The organism is Lentzea sokolovensis (genome assembly GCF_033949975.1).
Classification (GTDB): Bacteria; Actinomycetota; Actinomycetes; order Mycobacteriales; family Pseudonocardiaceae; genus Lentzea; species Lentzea sokolovensis.
Genome location: NZ_JAXAVU010000001.1, coordinates 1,147,960 through 1,165,796 on the forward strand (window position 1 = coordinate 1,147,960; position 17,837 = coordinate 1,165,796).

Below are 17,837 nucleotides of genomic sequence, written 5' to 3' on the forward strand. Positions count from 1 at the left end.
GACTCAGTCCGAGCCGAACGCGCGGTCGTCAGCCTCGGGCAACGCCGCTTCCACAGCGGGAACGGTCTCGGTGTTCCACATGATCAGCAGATTGACCAGGAACACAAGGGATATGGCCATGACGACGACGGCGGCGGAGCTCATCATGGCGGCGATCCTCACCAGCCCCGCTGACACGCCGCTGACACCACCCCCGCCCGCTAGTCAGCACGAGACGGACGTGCCCACGACGACCGCACGAAAGCCTGCGGACTCCACCGCCTCGATCAGCGAATTCGCCGAACCACCAAGGCTGTGCAAAACTTCAACAACAGCGCCGGACTGTGACGCAAGTCGCTCCACCCAGGCCCGGACGGACAGTCCATAGACATCCAATGCGCCGGGGTGTCCTCATTGGACAGACCCGAGGCGTGGACCGCCACTTCACGGCTGCTCGCCGACGTCTTCGGGCGCGCGCCTTCCGCATCACGCAGGAGGCCCTGACCAACGTCCTCAAGCACGTCCGCCTGAGCGCCGTTCTAACAGTCGTCTCAGGTTCGCTCGGTATGAAGTTGGGCATCGTCGGCCCGCATCGGACGGCGGCTGGACCGTCCACGCGCCCCTGAAAGGCAGCCATTCATGATCTCTGTGCTCGTGGTGGACGCCCAGCCGCTACAGCGCTTCGGGTTCCGCATGCTGCTGGAGAGCGCCCCCGACACCGAGATCGTCGGCGAGGCCGAGAACGGCGCCGAGGCCGTTAGGTGGACCACCGAGCTGCATCCCGACGTGGTGCTGATGGACCTCCGCGTGCCGGGCGTCGACGGGATCGAGGCCACCCGGCGCATCGCCGCCGCCGGTGGGCGTTCGCGGATCCTGGTGCTGACGACGTTCGACGTGGACCGGTACGCGCTCGCCGTGCTGCGGGCCGGGGCGAGCGGTTTCCTGCTGAAGGACATCCACCCGGAGGAGCTGCTCGCCGGCATCCGGGCCGTCGCCGCCGGGGACGCGGTGATCGCGCCGGCGCTGACTCGGCGGCTGCTCGACGCGTTCACCGACCAACTCGGCGACGACCTCCGCGAGCCCGTGCGGGAGGATCCCCGGCTGGACTTCCTGACCCGCCGCGAGCGCGAGATCCTCGTCGCCATCGGCCACGGCCTCACCAACGGCGAGATCGCGCAACGGTTCACGCTGTCGGAGTCGACGGTGAAGACCCACGTCGGGCGGGTCCTCGCCAAGATCGGCGCACGGGACCGGATCCAGGCCGTCATCCTCGCCTACGACCTGAGACTCACCCGGCCGATCTAACGCTTCCTCTCACGCGTCCGCAGAGGGCGCGACCGCAGTGCCCAACCGCACCGCTTCGGGCGATCCGCTCCGCTGGCGGATCCGCCCGAAGCCGCCCACATCACCGCCCCCCACGACGCCGCACACCACGTAGCGCGGCGGCAGCTTGCTCAGCTGGGGCAGCAGTTTGCGCAACCCCGCGTCGTGCACGCACGTCACCCGCGGCGTGTCCCCGGACCGATCTCCACCGGCGACGGCAGCTTCGACCTTGATGGCCCGTCCGAGCAGGTGCATGTGGCCGAAACCAGCGAACAGCGTCATCGGCGCCGACACCTCGTGGTCGCAGGTCTGGGTGTCACCGGGCTTCGGCGCGCTCTGGCCGCACTCCTCCAGCTGCTCGTCCGCGGTGCCGCCGGCTTCCGGCCCGAACCGCTTCGTCACGTCCGCGATCGAGGCCGCCCGGTCACAGAGCGGACCCGACTCTCCGGCGGCGCAGGGCAGGTCGGTCGGCGCGTCGAGCGGGAACGTGTCGAGTTCAGGTCTGCGGCGTGCCGTCGGTCAGCCGCAGCCGCACCGCCGAGCGCCCAGGTGTCCACCCACGCCGCCTCCCCTTCTTCCACTTCGGCGCCGGGCACGCCGGTCCCGCCGAAACACTCCCAGCCGAGGCCGGGGGTCTTCGCGTCCTGCTCGTGCACGGCGGCAGCACCGCGCACACGATGGCGTGGTGCGCGAGGGCGACGTTCTCCGGAGTGGCCTGGGTCCCGGTCAGGAACGCCGCCTTGGTCAGGCCCGGGTCGATCACCTGGCACCGGTACTCGTCCGTGCCGCCGCCCTCCGGCGGCGCGGGCGTGTAGGCCTCGACCATCTTCAGGTCGACGAACCGCTCGCCCGCGCGCAGCGGTTGCGTCGGAGCCGGCGGCCGGCCCGCGTGCCCGTTGTGCGAGCCGGGCGGGACGGGCGCCGCACCGTTGCCGGTGTTCGACCCGCAGGCGACGACGGTGAACGCCGTCGCCAGCGCCACAGTGGCCACCCCGAACCTCCACAGTGGACCAGCAGATTTCGTCGTGTCCTGAACGCTACGCCGAAATCCTTCCCGTTTCGTCGTACCGCGGTCGTCATCTTCGGGAGGGAGGCGGTACCACGGTACTACTCCGCTGAGTCCTCTTAGGACTACCGACGGTCCTGAGCACCGCATTAACGGTCCTCTCAGATTCGCTCGGTAGGAAGTCGTCGCCAGACAGGCGAAGTGACACGTAGGTAGGAGGCTCGTGAATGGCAGTCAACGCAGCGCCGTCCGGGAAAACGCCGGCCGGTCGGCTGGCAGGCCGATGGGTGCCGTGGTTGGTGATCGGCTTGTGGTTGGTGCTGACGGTGATCATGGGGCCGTTGAGCGGAAAGCTGAGTTCGGTCACCACCGACAAAGCCGCGGACACCCTGCCGGCCGGCGCCGAGTCCACGAAGGTCGCCGTGCTGGAGGACAGTCTCCCCGGCGGGAACGACAACACGTTCGTCTTCGTGTACCACCGTGACAGCGGCATGACCGACGCCGACCACGCGACGGTCGAGCGCCACTACAACGGCCTTGCCAAGCGGTACCCGCCCAAGGTGGTGACTCCGGCCGGCGAGGACGACGACGGCCCGCAGACGAGACCTTCCACCAATGGCAAGGCGATGATGTTCACCCTCGACGTGAGCACGACCTACGGCGCACCGGAGGCCATCATCGGCCCGTTGCGTGACGCCGCGAAGGACCGCCCCGGCGGCCTGGAACTCGACGTGACCGGCCCGGCCGCGGTCGATGGCGACATGGACGCCGTCTTCGACGGCATCGACCTGCAGGTCCTCCTCACCACCATCGTCGTCGTCACGCTCCTGCTCATCATCACCTACCGCAGCCCGGTGTTGTGGCTCATCCCGCTCGTGGCCGTGGGCGCGGCCGCCCTGACCTCGATGGCGACCGTTTACCTGCTGGTCAAGGGCTTCGGCATCGTGGTCAACGACCAGAACTCGGCGCTGCTGACGATCCTGGTGTTCGGCGTCGGCACGGACTACGCGCTGTTGCTCATCGCCCGATACCGGGAAGCGTTGCACCACCACGAGAACGTCCGGGTCGCGATGATCCACGCGCTGCGCGGTGCGGCGCCGGCCATCATCGCGTCCGCGGCCACCGTGATCGCCGGCCTGCTCTGCCTGCTCGTCGCGGACCTGAACAGCACCAGCGGGTTGGGCCCGATCGGCGCGGCAGGCATCCTGTGCGCACTGGTGGCCATGCTGACGCTGTTCCCGGCGATGCTGGTGATCCTCGGCAGGCGGATCTTCTGGCCGGCCATCCCGCGGTTCAGCACGGCCGTGGAGGAGAAGCCGGGGCTGTGGGTGCGGCTCGGCGCCGCCATCAGCCGCCGCCGGTGGGTGGCCACGCTCGGCTCGCTCGGAGTCCTGGGCGTTCTCGCTCTCGGGCTGACGGGCAACACCGGCGCCCTGCGGGAGCAGGACCAGTTCGTGTCCGCGCCGGAGTCGGTCACCGGCTTCACCGTTCTGCGCCAGCACTTCCCGGAGCTCGGCGGCCAGCCGATGACGATCTTCACGCGGCCGGCGCACCAGGAGCGGGTGCTCGACGTCGTCAAGGGCGTTCCCGGTGTGGCGGTGGCAGTCCCGGGGGAGACCAGTGGTGGCTGGGCCGACATCTCGGTGTTCCCGAACGACGCGCCGGACACCGTCGCGGAGTACGACACGATCAAGCGGGTGCGCACCGCCGTGCACGCGGTGAGCGGGGCGGAGGCGATCGTCGGCGGGCCGAGTGCGGAGCACCTCGACACCGAGGTGACCACCAGCCGCGACGAGAAGCTGGTGATCCCGTTGGTGCTCCTCGTCGTCCTGATCGTTCTCGGGCTGCTGCTGCGAGCGGTGGTGGCCCCGCTGGTCCTGATGGCCACCGTGGTCGTCTCGTTCGCGGCGGCCTTCGGCGGCAGCGTGTTCGTCTTCGACACGATCCTCGGGTTCAAGGGCATCGACTACTCGGTGCCGTTGCTGGCGTTCCTGTTCCTGGTGGCGCTCGGCGTCGACTACAACATCTTCCTGGCCAGCCGGGCACGGGAGGAGGCAATGCTTCTGGGCACCCGAGAGGGCATGCTCAAAGCCCTGTCCGCCACCGGTGGCGTCATCACCTCGGCAGGCCTGGTCCTGGCGGCCACGTTCGGTGTCCTCGTCTCGCTTCCGCTGGTGATGCTGATCGAGGTCGGGTTCCTGGTCGCCTTCGGCGTGCTGCTCGACGCCCTGCTGGTGCGGTCGATCCTGGTGCCCGCCCTGACCCTGCTGATCGGCCGGCGGATGTGGTGGCCGAGCCGGCTGTCCCGGCCGGTGGAGCTGCCGGACGGTCAACGACCGCTCGTGAACGATGAGGAGCCCGCGCTGCAACGGTGAGCGCCGCGGCACGGACGAGATCCGGGACGGGGAACCTGCCCCGTCCCGGATCTTTTCACGGGCCCGACGGGGCCGCGGCCGGAAGGTCGACCCGAAGCAGCGCGCCACCGCGTGGGGAGCGGGCGACGGTGGCCCGGCCGCCGTGGGCGTCGACGACCCGCTGCACGATCGACAGCCCCAGACCGGATCCCGGCAACGCCCGTGCGCTGTCGGCGCGGTAGAACCGGTCGAACACCCGCGGTACGTCGGCGGCGTCGATGCCCGGCCCGGCGTCGTCGACCTCGAGCACCGCCGACGCGCCCTGAGCACGGAGCCGGATCTGGACCGGCTGGTCCGCGGGGGACCACTTGCCGGCGTTGTCGATCAGGTTGAGCACCGCCCGTTGGAGCGCAGCGGGACGCCCGCTCACCCACACGGAGGTCACGTCGAGCGCGACCTCGACGTCGGGCACGCGGGAACGCGCGCGGGCCGCGGCGGCCACCACCACGTCGGCGAGGTCGAGCACCTCGGTGCTCTCGTCGCTGACGTCACCGCGCGCCAGGTCGGTCAACTCGGCGGCAAGGGTGCTCAACTCGGCCACCTGGGCGCCGAGATCGTTGAGCAGCCGGGTCCGGCTCTCCGCCGGCAGTGCGCTGTCCAGGGTGCCGCGCCGATCCAGCCGGACCAGCAGCTCGATGTTGAGGCGCAGGCTGGTGAGCGGGGTCTTGAGCTCGTGGGCGGCGTCCTCGGCGAGCAGCCGCTGGGCCCGCCGGGAGTCCCGGAGCGCGGCGAGCATGTCGTTGATCGACTGGATCAGCCGCCGGATCTCCCCACCGCCCTCGTCCGGGATGTCGGCGTCGAGATCCCTGGTGTGCGCGACACGGACCGCAGCGGCGGCCAGCCGGTCGATCGGGGCCAGCCCGGTCCGCGCCACGGCCCGCCCGACAAGGGCGCCGCTGACCACGCAGAACAGCCCGATCAGCAGCATGCCCAACCCGAACTGGTTGACCGGGCTGTCGTCGGCGACGCGGGCCACCTGGACCGCGCCGCCGCCCGCCCGCAGCGTGTAGACGAGGTAGCCGTCGTCGTCGCTGTCGCCCGACTCCATCAGGTCGGCCGACGCGCCCTGCGCCACGCGCCACGCCTGCTCGCTGATCGGGGGCAGCGCGGGTTGACCGTCCGGCGTCCGGATCGAGCCGTCGGGCAGGACGACCCGCACCAGCCGACCGGATCCGGGATACGGCGGTAGCTCGACCTGTGCCAGACCGGCCCGCTCCGCGTTGGTCGCCAGGACGCGGGAGTCGGCGCGCAGCTGCTCCTCCGCGGTGTCCCGCAACTCCCAGTCCAGCAACTCGCTGGCCACCTGGAAGGCCGCGAACACGCTGACCGCGATGGCCGTCGCCGCGATCACCGTCAGCCTGGTCCGCAGGGACCGCCGACGCCACCAACGGGTCAACCGGCGCGAGCCCCGGCCGGCGGGCCCGCTCACGGAGGAGTCTCCCGCAACGTGTACCCCAAGCCGCGCAGCGTGTAGATCAATCGCGGCTCACCCTCGGCCTCCATCTTGCGGCGCAGGTAGCTCACGTACACCTGGAGATTGTTGGAGGTGACGCTCATGTCGTATCCCCAGATCGCCTCGAACAGCACGCCGCGGGTCAACACCCGGGTCGCGTTGCACACGAGGACCTGCAACAGGGAGAACTCGGTCCGGGTCAGGCGGAGCGGCCGCCCGCCCCGCCACGCCTCGAACCTGTCGGGATCGACCCGGACGTCGGCGAACGTCAGGATCTGCGACTCGTCGTCGCCCGGCGCGCGGCGGCGCAGCAGGGCCCGGACCCGTGCCAGCAACTCCTCGGTCGCGAACGGCTTGGGCAGATAGTCGTCGGCGCCCGCGTCCAGCCCCGCGACCCGGTCGGAGACCTGATCCCGGGCGGTCAGCATCAGCACCGGCAGATCCCGACCCGCCGCCCGCAACCGCCGGCAGGTCTCCACCCCGCCGAGGCGGGGCATCATCACGTCGAGGATCAGCAGATCCGGCTCGTCGCCGTCGACCCCGTCGAGCACGGCGAGACCGTTGGCGACGGTGCTGGTGTCGTAACCCTCGACCTGGAGAACCCGCTCCAGCGACTCACGGATGGCCGCCTCGTCATCCGCGATCATGATCCGCACGCCGGCCCGCCTCTCCAGTCGATGCTTTTGCCGCTCATCGTCCCCGACCAACCTGAGGCCAGGATTAGAACGTCGCCGCTGTGGTGCCCGCGGACCGCGTCCGGGCATCCGCCGCGGCCGACCAGGTAGATCGCGAAGCCCCAGTGCGGCTCATGGCGGACATGGATGTAGCGCAACGGCACGGGATGCAGGGACCCGTCACCTCTTGCTCGCAGAACGAACAGCCTCTGCTCATCGCCGTGTCAGAGCTTTGTCAGCGCCATGTCGGAGCCTTGCCCAAAGGCACTGCGCTCGCGCTGTCCCCACTGCCAGAACAAAGGGAACAACGATGTCCGAAATGGTCACTGCCGTGGCTCTCGCCCTGCTCGTCCCCGTAGGCGCCGCAGGAACCGCGCAGGCCTCCACCCCGTCCGCCTCCTAGGACGCCACAGACCAACGCTGACCCGCTCGCCATGGGAAACGCATTTCCACGACAAGCCGCACGCACACGATTCCCGGCTCTGAACCGAGGCCGTGGCCAGCCTTTGACGAACGGAACGAAACACCGCATGAAGACGAAGACGAAGACCCAGGGCGCCATTACGGCGCTGGCGACCTTCGCTGTCCTGGGCTCCCTGACGTTGAGCGCGACGCAGGCTTCAGCCGTGGCCCCACGGGCGCTGCCGTCCCCGGCCGAATCCGCCGCCGCGCTGCCCGTCGTCAACATGGAGGCCACCGTCCTGGCCGCCCAGATCGATCCCCGGCGCGCCGACAGCACGCTGACTCCGGGCGCCAAGGATTCCGTGCTGGCCGTCGAGCGGGCACTCCAGGCACGCAACTTGCTGGACGCCCGCTGGGTCGACGGCTACTTCGGAACCACGACCATCACGGCGTACGCGGCCTTCCAGCGTTCGCTCGGATACACCGGACTGGCCGCGAACGGGCTGCCCGGCGCGAGTTCGCTGGCCACGCTCGGGCAGAGCCGGTTCACCGTCTCGCACGTGATCAAGCCAGGCTCGAAGGTTCAGCGTGACGGGTACGTCGTCAACACCCGCACCCAGGCGATGCTCGCCGAGACCGAACGTCTGCTGGGGCGTCGCCTCGTGCTGGACCAGGGCTCCTACAACCCCGGCGGCGACCCGACCTCCGCCGGCACCCACGACGGCGGCGGCGTCGTGGACATCAACGTCGACGGCATGTCCGCCGCCACACGCACCGCCGTCGCCCGTGCGTTGCGCCAGGTCGGCTTCGCCGCCTGGGTCCGCAGCCCGTCCCAGGGCAACTGGCCGTGGCACATCCACGCCGTGGCGATCAACGACACCGACCAGGCCACCCAGGCCCAGAACCAGGTCGGCGACTACTACCTCGGCTTCAACGGCCTCGCCAACCACCGCCCCGACGACGGCCCCCGAATCACGATCCGGACGTGGGAGGAATACCAGCGCACGCGCTGACCAGGAGCCCGGACGCCACCCGACCTTTGACGCTTCACGAAAGGGAAACCCGTGAAAATCGCACGCACGATGCTCACCGTCGCCGGGGCCGCACTGGCCCTGGTCGCGCCCCTGATGGCCGCCTCGCCCGCGTTCGCCGCGAGCCGGGACGGGAACTGCGACAGCGGAGAGTTCTGCTACTACTACAACAGCAACCAGGCCGGCTCGGTCTCCGACTTCACCGGCTCGATCAGCGATCTCGGCGCCACTCAGCCGTCCTGCTACGAGTTCAAGGGCGCCGGCGCCGGCCAAGGCGTGTGCGTGAAGAACAACGCGGCATCAGTGCGCAACCGCACCAGCCGCACGGTGCGGGTCTACTTCAACAGCGGCTACGGCGGAGCGAGCCAGGACTTCGCACCCGGCGCGGCCGGCAATCTCAACGCCACGCTGAAGAACAACAACGCCAGCCACAAGTTCCTCACCGGGGGCGGCGGCGGTTCACAAAGCCCCACCAACGACTACGACGGCCGTCCCCGCGGGTTCGCCCAGAACAACTGCACCGCCTTCGCGGCCTACCGGGTCGCCAGCAGGCTCGGCGTCCCCAGCTTCAGCAACTCCTACGGCGGAACCACCTGGGGCAACGCCGGCACCTGGGACGACGCCGCCCGCCGCGTCGGCGTCACGGTCAACAAAACCCCGAAGGTCGGCGCCATCGCCGTCAACGACGTGCACAGGGTCGGCCACGTCGCCTACGTCAACGCGGTCCACTCCGACGGCTCGTTCGACGTCGAGGAATACAACTGGAACAACCCGCTCGCCTACGGCACCCGCAAAAACGTCCACGTGAGCAACGCCCAGGCCGACTTCCAGTGGATGCTCCACTTCTGACCGGCCAGTGATCACCCTCGATGTGCCGGTAGTCCCCTACCGGCACATCGAGTTCGCCGGCTACCACGCCGTCCTGCCCTGACGACAGCGGGCGCGATCCGGCCGGGCTCGTCGCGAAGGACTGGACGCATCGGGAGATGCGCCACAGCTTCGTCTTTGGATGTCAGACCGACACGTCACAGCCGACACGTTCGCGTGATCAGCCCGCGAATGACAGTTCATGGGGTCCTGTGGACGAGCAAACGCTCCAGCGCCGCCGCCCGCGTCGATCCGACCTGAGTGCTCACGGCTGAGGTGGCTCGTATCTGATCGGCATGCGGCGCTTGCGTCGCGGAGCGTCGGGCAACACGTGACGTGCGATCCAGACGTTCAGGAAGAGGAACGCGATCGCGAAGACGAAGGTGCACAACCAGCCCAGGAAAACCTGACCCTGCGATCGCACGTCCGGCTGCAACGGCCTGCCGTGCCGCACGGTGTGGACGGCGTACTGCTTGCCGATGTCCTCGGGCGTGAGCCACCCCGTCACGGTCGACGTGTACGTCTCTCCGCCGGACCTGACCCGGACCTCGGCCTGGCACTCGTAGTAGAAGCCGAAACCCCGCAATGCCACCGGGCCGCGGCGTTCGCAGGACTGCGCCGTAGCCACCAGATCGGCTTCCGCCAGGTCGCCTGGTTCGACCTGGTTCCAGAAGTGGTTGAAGATCGTGGCGCCGAGCAGGTAGCCCAGCAATCTTCGCACCTTCCTCGCGGAACTCTTCGGCCGTTGGCGAGGACGTCGTCGAGCTTCCTGAACAGACCGCCCGCCTTGCCGAACGCCCTGGTGAGCTTCCGACACCACCCGAACGGCACAGCGGCTGTCACGTGCAGGCCCACGCCGAGCACCAGGGCGCATCGCCTGGCGCGCGGCCCGCCCCAGACGAGCACGGCGATCACCAGTTGCACGGCGATCACCAACCGGCTCGCGACCGCGCCGATCCAATAGGACCGCAGTGCGGGTTCGAGGAGGTTCAACACCGGACGCGGGACCTGTGGCCCGTGTCAGCCGTGTGGAGCCGTGTCCGGGCGCTGGCCGTCGCACGTCCTGCGCCCACTCGACCACCACAGCCGGATGAGGTTCGGCGAACTGCGTGAGCGCGTCCCAGCCGTCATGCCCGAGGTGCTGACCTGGTGGCTGCCCCGGCTCGATCACGGGGATGCGGAGGAGCAGCTCCAACCGTCCACGACGGACCTGGTCATGGCCTGCGCGCTGCCGAGGTACGTGGCAGGGTCGCAGAGCTGGTCTACTCGTTGTGCGCCAAGACTTTCCACGACGACCGGGTGCCTCCGGAGCTCGGTGGCGAGGTCGCTGCCGGTGTCGATCACCCGGCCGCAGGCGGCGTAGACGAGCTCGTGGGCCTGCTGGCGGCCGAGGGTCGGTGCGAGCGCCATCATCACCGACTCCGCCATGATCAGACCGCCGGTGAGGCCGAGGTTCGCGCGCATCCGGTCCTCGTTCACCCTCAAGCCGGCGATCAGGCGCGTGGCCTGGGTCAGTGAGGACGAGAGCAGCAGGAACGCCTCGGGGATGACGGCCCACTCGACGTGCCACGGGCCGGTGGCGCGTTCGAAGTCCTGCACCATCGCGTCGAGCATCGCCGATGCCTTGTCCCGCAACAGCTTGGCCGCGGCCACCACCAGTTCGCTGGAGATCGGGTTGCGCTTCTGCGGCATGGTGGAGCTCGCGCCTCTGCCCGGTGTGAAGGGCTCGGCCAGCTCCCCGAACTCGGTCGAGCAGAGCAGCGCCACGTCGGTTCCGATCTTGCCCACCGATCCGCCGATCGCGGCGAGGAGGCCGACGATCTCGACCAGCCCGTCGCGGGCGACGTGCCAGGTGATCTCCGGGTCGCGCAGGCCGAGTTCCGCGGCCAGTTCCGCGCGCACCCGCAGGCCCTGTGAGCCGAGCGAGGCCAGGGTGCCCGCGGCGCCGCCGAACTGGACCATCAGGTCGCGTTCCCGCACGGCGGCGAGGCGCTCGGCGTGGCGGTCGAGCGCCGAGAGCCACACCGCCACGCGGTAGCCGAAGGTGATGGGCAGGGCGTGCTGCAGGTGCGTGCGTCCGGCGGTGATGGTCTCGATGTTCGCCTCCGCGAGGTCGCGCAGACACGCACGGAGCCGGCCCAGCTGAGTTTCGACCAGGCTCAAAGCGTTGGCGCACTGCAGCATCAGCGCGGTGTCCATGACGTCCTGCGTGGTGGCTCCCCAGTGCAGGAACCCGCCCGCGTCACCGCACTGGCCGGCGAGCTGGGTGACGATCGGTAGCACGGGATAGCCGACGTTCTCGGTGTCCACGCGGAGCCGTTCGTGGTCCAGCAGCGCGGAATCGCACGATGCCGCGATCTTCTCGGTGGCCTCTCGCGGGATGACCCCGACCCGTGCCTGTGCCGCCGCCAGCGCTACCTCGGTGCGCACGACCGCATCCACAAAGGACTCGTCGTTGAACACCTCGCGCATCGCCGGTGTGCCGAACATGTCGCGGAACAGGAACGAGTCGAACACCGTGCTGCTCGCCATCACACCCGCTCCCCCGCGTCGACGGCGACGTACTTCTGTTCCAGGTACTCGTCGATGCCCGTGGCGCCGCCTTCGCGGCCGACACCGGACTGCTTCATCCCGCCGAACGGAGCGCTGGGATCGGACACGTAGCCGCGGTTGAGGCCGATCATGCCGGTCTCGAGCTGCTCGACCATGCGCAGCGCACGGCCCAGGTCCCGCGTGTAGAGGTAGCTGACGAGGCCGAACTCGGTGTCGTTGGCCGCCCGCAACACCTCGGCCTCGGAGGTGAAGGTCTGGATCGCCGCGACCGGGCCGAAGATCTCCTCACGGCTGATCCGCGCACCCTCGGGAACATCGGTGAGCACCGTCGGCGGGTAGAAGTAGCCCGGACCGTCCGGCACCTCTCCCCCTGCCCGCAGTCGTGCGCCGGCGCCGACGGTCTCGCTGACCAGATCGGCGACGCGGGACCGCTGGCGGTCGTCGATCATCGGGCCCATGTGGGTTCCGGGGTCCGTGCCCGCTCCCACCACGATCGACCCCATCCGTGCCACGAGCTTCTCGGTGAACTCCTCAGCGACGTCGGCGTGGACGTGGAAGCGGTTGGCCGCGATGCACGCCTCGCCCACGTTGCGGAGCTTGGCGGTCATCGCGCCGTCCACGGCGGCGTCGACGCCGGCGTCCTGGCAGACGATGAACGGCGCGTTGCCGCCCAGCTCCATCGAGGTGCGCAGGACGGTGCCGGCCGCCTGGGCCATCAGCAGCCGCCCCACCGGCGTGGATCCGGTGAACGACAGTTTGCGCAGGCGTCCGTCGCGCAACAGCGGTTCGGTGACCGCGGCCGCCTGCGTGGTGGGGATGATGTTGAGGACGCCGTCGGGAAGCCCGGCCTCCCTCAGCACCTCCGCGAGCGCCGCTGTCGTCAGCGGTGTCTGCGCGGCGGGCTTCACGACCATCGTGCAGCCCGCCGCGACGGCCGGGCCGATCTTGCGCGCGGGCATCGCCAGCGGGGCGTTCCAAGGCGTGATCAGCAGGCAGGGCCCGACCGGTTGACGGGTGACCAGCACACGGGCGGTCCCGTCCTCGCTGACCTTCCAGGTGCCGTCGATCCGGACGGCTTCCTCGCCGAACCAACGCAGGTAGTGGGCTCCGTAGGTGACCTCGGCCCTGGACTCGGCCAGCGACTTGCCCATCTCCAGGGTGATGAGCCGCGCGAACTCGTCGATGCGCTCGATCAACAGGTCGTGGGCCCTGCGGAGGATCTCGCCACGGCCGCGCGGGGGCACTGCGGCCCAACGACGCTGTGCGGCGTCGGCGGCGTCGAGTGCGGCCAGGGCGTCAGCCGGCGTCGCGTCGGCCACCTCGCACAGCGCCTGGCCGGTGGCGGGGTTCTCGACCACGAAGGTCCCGCCACCCGCGGCCGGGCGCCACCGCCCGGCGATGAGCAGTTCCCTCTCGACTCGGTCGATCACGTCACTTCTCCCCGGTCAGGGCCGCGACGATCTCCTCGGCCATCGGGGCGCTCGACGCGGGGTTCTGGCCGGTGAAGAGATTGCGGTCCCGGACGGTGTGGGCCTGGTAGGCCGGTCCGCCGGAGTGCAGCGCGCCCTTGTTCCTCAACGCGCCGGCCAGCAGCCACGGAGCGTTCTCGGCGGTGCCGAACAGCTGTTCCTCCTCGTCGGTGAAGGCCGCCATCCTCCGACCGGCGAACACCCAGGAGCCGTCCTCGCCGACCGCGGAGAGCAGCCCGGCGGGTCCGTGGCAGACCGCCCCGATGATCTTCCCGGCCGCGTCCGCCTCCACGAGCAGCCTGCCCAGGTCGGCGTCCTGGTACAGATCCACCACGGGGCCGTGGCCGCCGGGGAGTACGACGGCGACGTAGTCGGCGACGTCGACCTCGTCGAGCTTGAGCAGCGGGCCGAACTCGCGCAGCGCGCGCTCGGCGTGCTGGACGTGGTGCGCGCAGTCCGGACCTGCGACCTCGGGGTCGGCGCTGTGCGCGTCGAGCGGCTGGAGCACGCCGCCGGGAGAGGCGAAGTCGACGGTGAAGCCCGCCTCGGTGAACTTCTCGTGCGGCGCGGCCAGCTCCTCCGCCCAGTACCCCGTCGGGTAGGCGGAGCCGTCGGTGCGCTCCCAGACGTCGGCGGCGGACATGACGATCAGGATCTTGCTCATCTGCTGGTTCCTCCTCGGAGACGGGTCAGGCGGGGAAGTCGCTCGCGGACGCGGTCGCGGCGGCAGCGTCGAGGTTCGCCTGCAGCGCCTGGACCTTGGCCGTGGCGTAGGCGTGGGAGTCCGAGCCGAGGATCTGGCGCAACGGGCCCTCGCCGGACACGACGCGCTCGATCATCAGCCGGGCGCCCCTGACCGGGTCGCCGAGCTGGTTGCCCTGCAGCGCCAGGTGGTTCTCGACCATCTCGCGGATCGCCGGGTAGGCGGCGGTGGTGTCGTCGGGCAACGCGAGCGAGTCCGTGGTGAGGAAGTCGGTGCGGAAGTAACCGGGCTCGACGATGGTGACCTTCACGCCGAACTCGGCGACCTCACCCGCGAGCGCCTCGGTCAGGCCCTCCAGCGCGTACTTGCCGGCGCAGTAGAGCCCCCAGCCCGGAACCGAGGTGAGGCCGAGCACCGAGGACACGTTGACGACGTGGCCGCCGCGCTGCTCGCGCAGGATCGGCAGGGCTGCGCGCAGCACGTTCCACACGCCGACGACCTGCACGTCGAGCATGTCGCGCACGTCGCGGTCAGTGGTCTCCTCCACGGCGGCGAGGTAGCCGTAGCCGGCGTTGTTGACGACGACGTCGATGCCGCCGAAGCGCTCGGTCGTCTTCCGGACGGCCTGGGCGACGGCCTCTTCGTCGCGGAGATCGACGGCGAGTGCGAGCAGCCGGGTGGTGTCGGCTTTCAACGCCTGGAGGAGGCGCTCTGTCGAGCGGGTCGTCGCGGCGACGTTGTCTCCTCGCTCGAGGAGCTGCTCGACGAGCTCAAGGCCGAGGCCGCGGGAAGTGCCGGTGACGAACCAGGTGGCGGGACGATCAGCGGGGAATGTCATGGCTCAAGACTGGGGCAGCGAAAGGTCCTTTTGGGACGCATCTCGGGCCCTGTGCGACCTCGGACTCGCGAACCTAGGACTGAGAGATCCACTCGCAAATCCGGATCCTCGACGACAATGGGATGTCATGACCGGTCTCAACCGTGAACTCGCCGACTTCCTGCGCCGCGCACGCGGCCAGGTCGACCCGTCCCGGGCGGGCCTGCCCTCGGACGGCAGGGTCCGCCGGGTGAAGGGTCTGCGCCGCGAAGAGGTCGCCCTGCTCGCCGGCGTGTCCACGGACTACTACGCCCGGCTCGAGCAAGGCAGGCGCATCAACCCCTCCGCGGCCGTCGTCGACGCCATCGGCCGCGCCCTCGAACTCGACGAGGCGGGGCGCACCCACCTGCGGGACCTGATCGGGCTGCCCTCCGGCTCGGCACCCCGCCGGTCGCGCAGCGTGCAGCGCGTACGTCCCGGTCTCCACCAGCTCATCGACACGCTCGACGGAGAACCGGCGCTGGTGCTCGGCCGCCGCACCGACGTGCTCGCGGCGAACCGGATGGCGAAGGTGCTGTTCGCGGACTTCGACAAGATCCCGCCGAAGGAGCGCAACTACGCACGCTGGATCTTCCTCGACGAGGACGCGCGTTCGTTGTTCGTCGACTGGCACGACCAGGCCCGCGCCGCCGTGGAGAGCCTGCGGTTCGAGATCGGCAGGGACCCCGCCGACGCCGCCACGACCGCCCTCGTCGCCGAGCTCCGCGAACGCAGCCCCGACTTCGACCAGTGGTGGGAGCAGCACCGCGTGCACCAGCGCACCTACGGCTCCAAGCGGCTGCGCCACCCGCTGGTCGGCGACCTCACCGTCGAGTACGAGTCCTTGGTGCTGCCAGGCGATCCGGACACGATGCTGTACGTCTACACCACCGCGCCCGGCACGCCGTCGAGGCAGGCCATGGACATCCTCGCCAGTTGGACGGCGTCCGGTCCCGGCACGCGGCTGAGCCGGTCCGAACCAGAGGCCTGAACCAGAGGCCTGTCCGACGGAGCCAGCCGGCTGGGTACGGCGGCGTCGGCCTGGCCGCGCGGATCCGGAATGACCCGCGCGATTCTGCTGCCGGCCGGTACGCCGACACCGAGGTCCACGACTGGCAGTTCGGCGGGCGGCCGTCATGACCGGCTCAACACCCTCGGTGATCATCCGATCGGAGGATGCGGCCTGGCTGTCCGGTGGACCGGGTTTCAGCCGCTGACCTTCGATTCGGTCGATGTGTGCCCGGTGCCGGCGCTGAGACGGTGTGCGTGCCCAGTGAACCGGAGCCGGAAGGGATCGCGGATGAGTCGATCGGAACGCAACCAGATCAGTCGTCGTGTGTTGCTTGCCAGTGCGGGTGCCGCGGCAGGCGCCACGTTCACAGCCGGAGCGCCCGTGCGGGCGGCCACCGAACCGTCGGCGTTCGGGCCGGTGAAGATCCGGCAGGGCGATCCGCGCTACGAAGGCCTGTTGCGTGGCAACAACTTCCGGCACGTGGGGAGGCCGGACGAGATCCGCGTGGTCGGCTCGACCGACCAGGTGGTGCGTGCGGTGACCGAAGCGGTGCGGGCCGGGCGACGGGTCGCGGTGCGCAGTGGCGGCCACTGCTTCGAGAACTTCACGACCGACCCGGCGGTGCGGGTGCTGCTCGACCTCTCGTCCATGGACGAGATCGGCTACGACGCCGACAAGCGCGCGTTCGCGGTGCAACCGGGAGCCACGCTCGGGCAGGTGTACCGAACGCTGCACAAGGGCTGGGGTGTGACGATCCCCGCCGGTACCTGCCCGGCGGTGGGCGCCGGCGGGCACATCGTGGGCGGCGGGTACGGGGCCCTGTCGCGCCGGTACGGCTCGGTGGTGGACCACCTGTACGGCGTGGAGGTCGTGGTGGTCGACCGGGACGGCACCGCCCGCGCGGTGATCGCCACTCGTGAGCCGAACGACCCGCACCGCGACCTGTGGTGGGCGCACACAGGTGGGGGTGGTGGCAACTTCGGGGTGGTCACCCGGTACTGGCTGCGCTCGCCCGGTGCCACCGGCGATCCGTCCCGGCTGTTGCCGGCCTCGCCGCAGCGGATGCTGGAGTGCGTGCTCGTCTGGCCGTGGGCGGGTATGACCGAGCAGGTGTTCACCACGCTCCTGCGCAACTTCGGCGTCTGGCACGAGCGCAACAGCGCGCCGGGCTCGCGGTCCGCCGATCTGTTCGGACTTTTCCTGGCGCAGCACCGCAACGCCGGGTCCTTCATGGTGGTCGCGCAGATCGACGCGGACACGCCCGGCGTGGACGCCGTCGTGACCGATTTCGTGGCCGCGGTGACCGCCGGCACCAGCGTCCAGCCGATCGTCAACTCGCGGCGGACGGCTCCGTGGGTGCACAAGGCGTCCTGGCCGGGCTCGGGTGAGTCGGGCAACGGGGACACCCGCCGGTACAAGAACAAGGCCGGGTACCTGCGCCGGTCGATGACCGACAAGCAGATCGCCGCGGTCTACCGCAACCTGACGAACTCCACCGGTGGTGAGGGGTCCGGCATGATGCTCCTCGGCTACGGCGGCCGGGTGAACACGGTGTCGCCGGACGCCACCGCAGTACCCCAACGCGACTCGGTGATGAAGGTGGTCTACCAGACGGTGTGGGCCGACGAGGCCGACGACGCGGCCAACCTCTCCTGGATCCGCACCTTCTACCGCGACGTGTACGCCGATACCGGCGGCGTTCCGGTGCCCGACGACGTCAACGACGGCTCCTACATCAACTACCCCGACACGGACCTGGCCGACCCGGCGTGGAACACCTCCGGCGTGCCGGCGCGCACGCTCTACTACAAGGGCAACTACCCCCGGCTCCAGCGGGTCAAGGCCCGCTGGGACCCGCGTGGCGTCTTCCGGCACGCCCTGTCGGTGGAACCGCCGGAACTGTGAACGTTCGGCTCTGCAACGAGAACCCAGTACTTCGCCTCCAGAAGCAGGAGATGTCCGGCATGGGCAGGTACGAAAACAAGAGGTCGTGATCACTGGCTGCAGCAGCGGGATCGGGTTGGCCGCCGCGCAGTCGCTCGTGGACGAAGGGCGCAGTTCATCGCCGCCACTCCCATGCAGCGCATGGGTACCC

General features: G+C 69.9%; 16 protein-coding genes. 6 read left to right on the top strand and 10 right to left on the bottom strand.

Annotated elements, in window-relative coordinates; translation table 11 throughout:
* Nucleotides 1-3: 3 nt before the first annotated feature.
* Nucleotides 4-177, bottom strand: coding sequence for a hypothetical protein (locus tag SK854_RS04430; protein ID WP_319973646.1), 174 nt, complete (start codon nucleotides 175-177; stop codon nucleotides 4-6).
* A gap of 441 nt (nucleotides 178-618) precedes the next feature.
* On the opposite strand from SK854_RS04430, the gene SK854_RS04435 reads away from it, so the two are divergent.
* Nucleotides 619-1,284 carry a response regulator transcription factor gene (locus tag SK854_RS04435; protein ID WP_319973647.1) on the top strand — a complete coding sequence of 222 codons (666 nt, stop codon included), beginning with the start codon at nucleotides 619-621 and terminating at the stop codon, nucleotides 1,282-1,284.
* A 9-nt stretch (nucleotides 1,285-1,293) separates the two neighbouring features.
* Here the strand turns inward: SK854_RS04435 and SK854_RS04440 are convergent, their stop codons facing one another.
* Together SK854_RS04440 and SK854_RS04445 are read right to left on the bottom strand one after the other, a co-directional pair.
* Entirely contained in the window at nucleotides 1,294-1,704 is a 411-nt protein-coding gene (locus tag SK854_RS04440; protein WP_319973648.1) for a hypothetical protein, read from the bottom strand.
* Nucleotides 1,705-1,798: 94 nt separating this feature from the next.
* Complete coding sequence (locus SK854_RS04445) at nucleotides 1,799-2,293, bottom strand: hypothetical protein (RefSeq protein ID WP_319973649.1); 495 nt, start codon at nucleotides 2,291-2,293, stop codon at nucleotides 1,799-1,801.
* 242 nt (nucleotides 2,294-2,535) lie between these two features.
* On the opposite strand from SK854_RS04445, the gene SK854_RS04450 reads away from it, so the two are divergent.
* A complete protein-coding gene (locus SK854_RS04450; protein ID WP_319973650.1) occupies nucleotides 2,536-4,683 on the top strand; it encodes an MMPL family transporter in 2,148 nt (715 codons plus the stop codon).
* Between the two features lie 55 nt (nucleotides 4,684-4,738).
* On the opposite strand, the gene SK854_RS04455 is transcribed toward SK854_RS04450, so the two are convergent.
* Both SK854_RS04455 and SK854_RS04460 read right to left on the bottom strand, forming a co-directional pair.
* Nucleotides 4,739-6,151 (bottom strand): HAMP domain-containing sensor histidine kinase, encoded by a 1,413-nt coding sequence (locus SK854_RS04455; RefSeq protein WP_319973651.1) that lies wholly within the window; start codon nucleotides 6,149-6,151, stop codon nucleotides 4,739-4,741.
* Nucleotides 6,148-6,831, bottom strand: a complete 684-nt coding sequence (locus SK854_RS04460; RefSeq protein WP_319973652.1) for a response regulator transcription factor — start codon at nucleotides 6,829-6,831, stop codon at nucleotides 6,148-6,150. Before SK854_RS04460 ends, SK854_RS04455 begins: the two co-directional genes overlap by 4 nt.
* 548 nt (nucleotides 6,832-7,379) lie before the next feature.
* Between SK854_RS04460 and SK854_RS04465 the strand changes: the two genes are divergently transcribed.
* Nucleotides 7,380-8,264, top strand: coding sequence for a peptidoglycan-binding domain-containing protein (locus SK854_RS04465; protein WP_319973653.1), 885 nt, complete (start codon nucleotides 7,380-7,382; stop codon nucleotides 8,262-8,264).
* Nucleotides 8,265-8,315: 51 nt separating this feature from the next.
* The gene (locus SK854_RS04470; protein WP_319973654.1) at nucleotides 8,316-9,131 is read left to right on the top strand and encodes a CHAP domain-containing protein; all 816 of its coding nucleotides are present in this window, start codon (nucleotides 8,316-8,318) and stop codon (nucleotides 9,129-9,131) included.
* A 283-nt stretch (nucleotides 9,132-9,414) separates the two neighbouring features.
* Here SK854_RS04470 and SK854_RS04475 read toward each other — a convergent pair whose 3' ends face one another.
* From SK854_RS04475 to SK854_RS04495, 5 genes are all read right to left on the bottom strand, one after another.
* Nucleotides 9,415-9,870 carry a DUF6346 domain-containing protein gene (locus SK854_RS04475; RefSeq protein WP_319973655.1) on the bottom strand — a complete coding sequence of 152 codons (456 nt, stop codon included), beginning with the start codon at nucleotides 9,868-9,870 and terminating at the stop codon, nucleotides 9,415-9,417.
* 446 nt (nucleotides 9,871-10,316) lie between these two features.
* Nucleotides 10,317-11,681 (bottom strand): 3-carboxy-cis,cis-muconate cycloisomerase, encoded by a 1,365-nt coding sequence (gene pcaB, locus SK854_RS04480; protein WP_319973656.1) that lies wholly within the window; start codon nucleotides 11,679-11,681, stop codon nucleotides 10,317-10,319.
* Nucleotides 11,681-13,132, bottom strand: a complete 1,452-nt coding sequence (locus SK854_RS04485) for an NAD-dependent succinate-semialdehyde dehydrogenase (RefSeq protein WP_319973657.1) — start codon at nucleotides 13,130-13,132, stop codon at nucleotides 11,681-11,683. Before SK854_RS04485 ends, pcaB begins: the two co-directional genes overlap by 1 nt.
* Before the next feature lies 1 nt (nucleotide 13,133).
* Nucleotides 13,134-13,835 carry a type 1 glutamine amidotransferase domain-containing protein gene (locus SK854_RS04490; protein WP_319973658.1) on the bottom strand — a complete coding sequence of 234 codons (702 nt, stop codon included), beginning with the start codon at nucleotides 13,833-13,835 and terminating at the stop codon, nucleotides 13,134-13,136.
* Nucleotides 13,836-13,860: 25 nt separating this feature from the next.
* A complete protein-coding gene (locus SK854_RS04495) occupies nucleotides 13,861-14,712 on the bottom strand; it encodes an SDR family oxidoreductase (protein WP_319973659.1) in 852 nt (283 codons plus the stop codon).
* 127 nt (nucleotides 14,713-14,839) lie between these two features.
* On the opposite strand from SK854_RS04495, the gene SK854_RS04500 reads away from it, so the two are divergent.
* Both SK854_RS04500 and SK854_RS04505 read left to right on the top strand, forming a co-directional pair.
* A complete protein-coding gene (locus SK854_RS04500; RefSeq protein ID WP_319973660.1) occupies nucleotides 14,840-15,721 on the top strand; it encodes a helix-turn-helix domain-containing protein in 882 nt (293 codons plus the stop codon).
* 309 nt (nucleotides 15,722-16,030) lie between these two features.
* Nucleotides 16,031-17,647, top strand: coding sequence for an FAD-binding oxidoreductase (locus SK854_RS04505; protein WP_319973661.1), 1,617 nt, complete (start codon nucleotides 16,031-16,033; stop codon nucleotides 17,645-17,647).
* Nucleotides 17,648-17,837 lie beyond the last annotated feature (190 nt).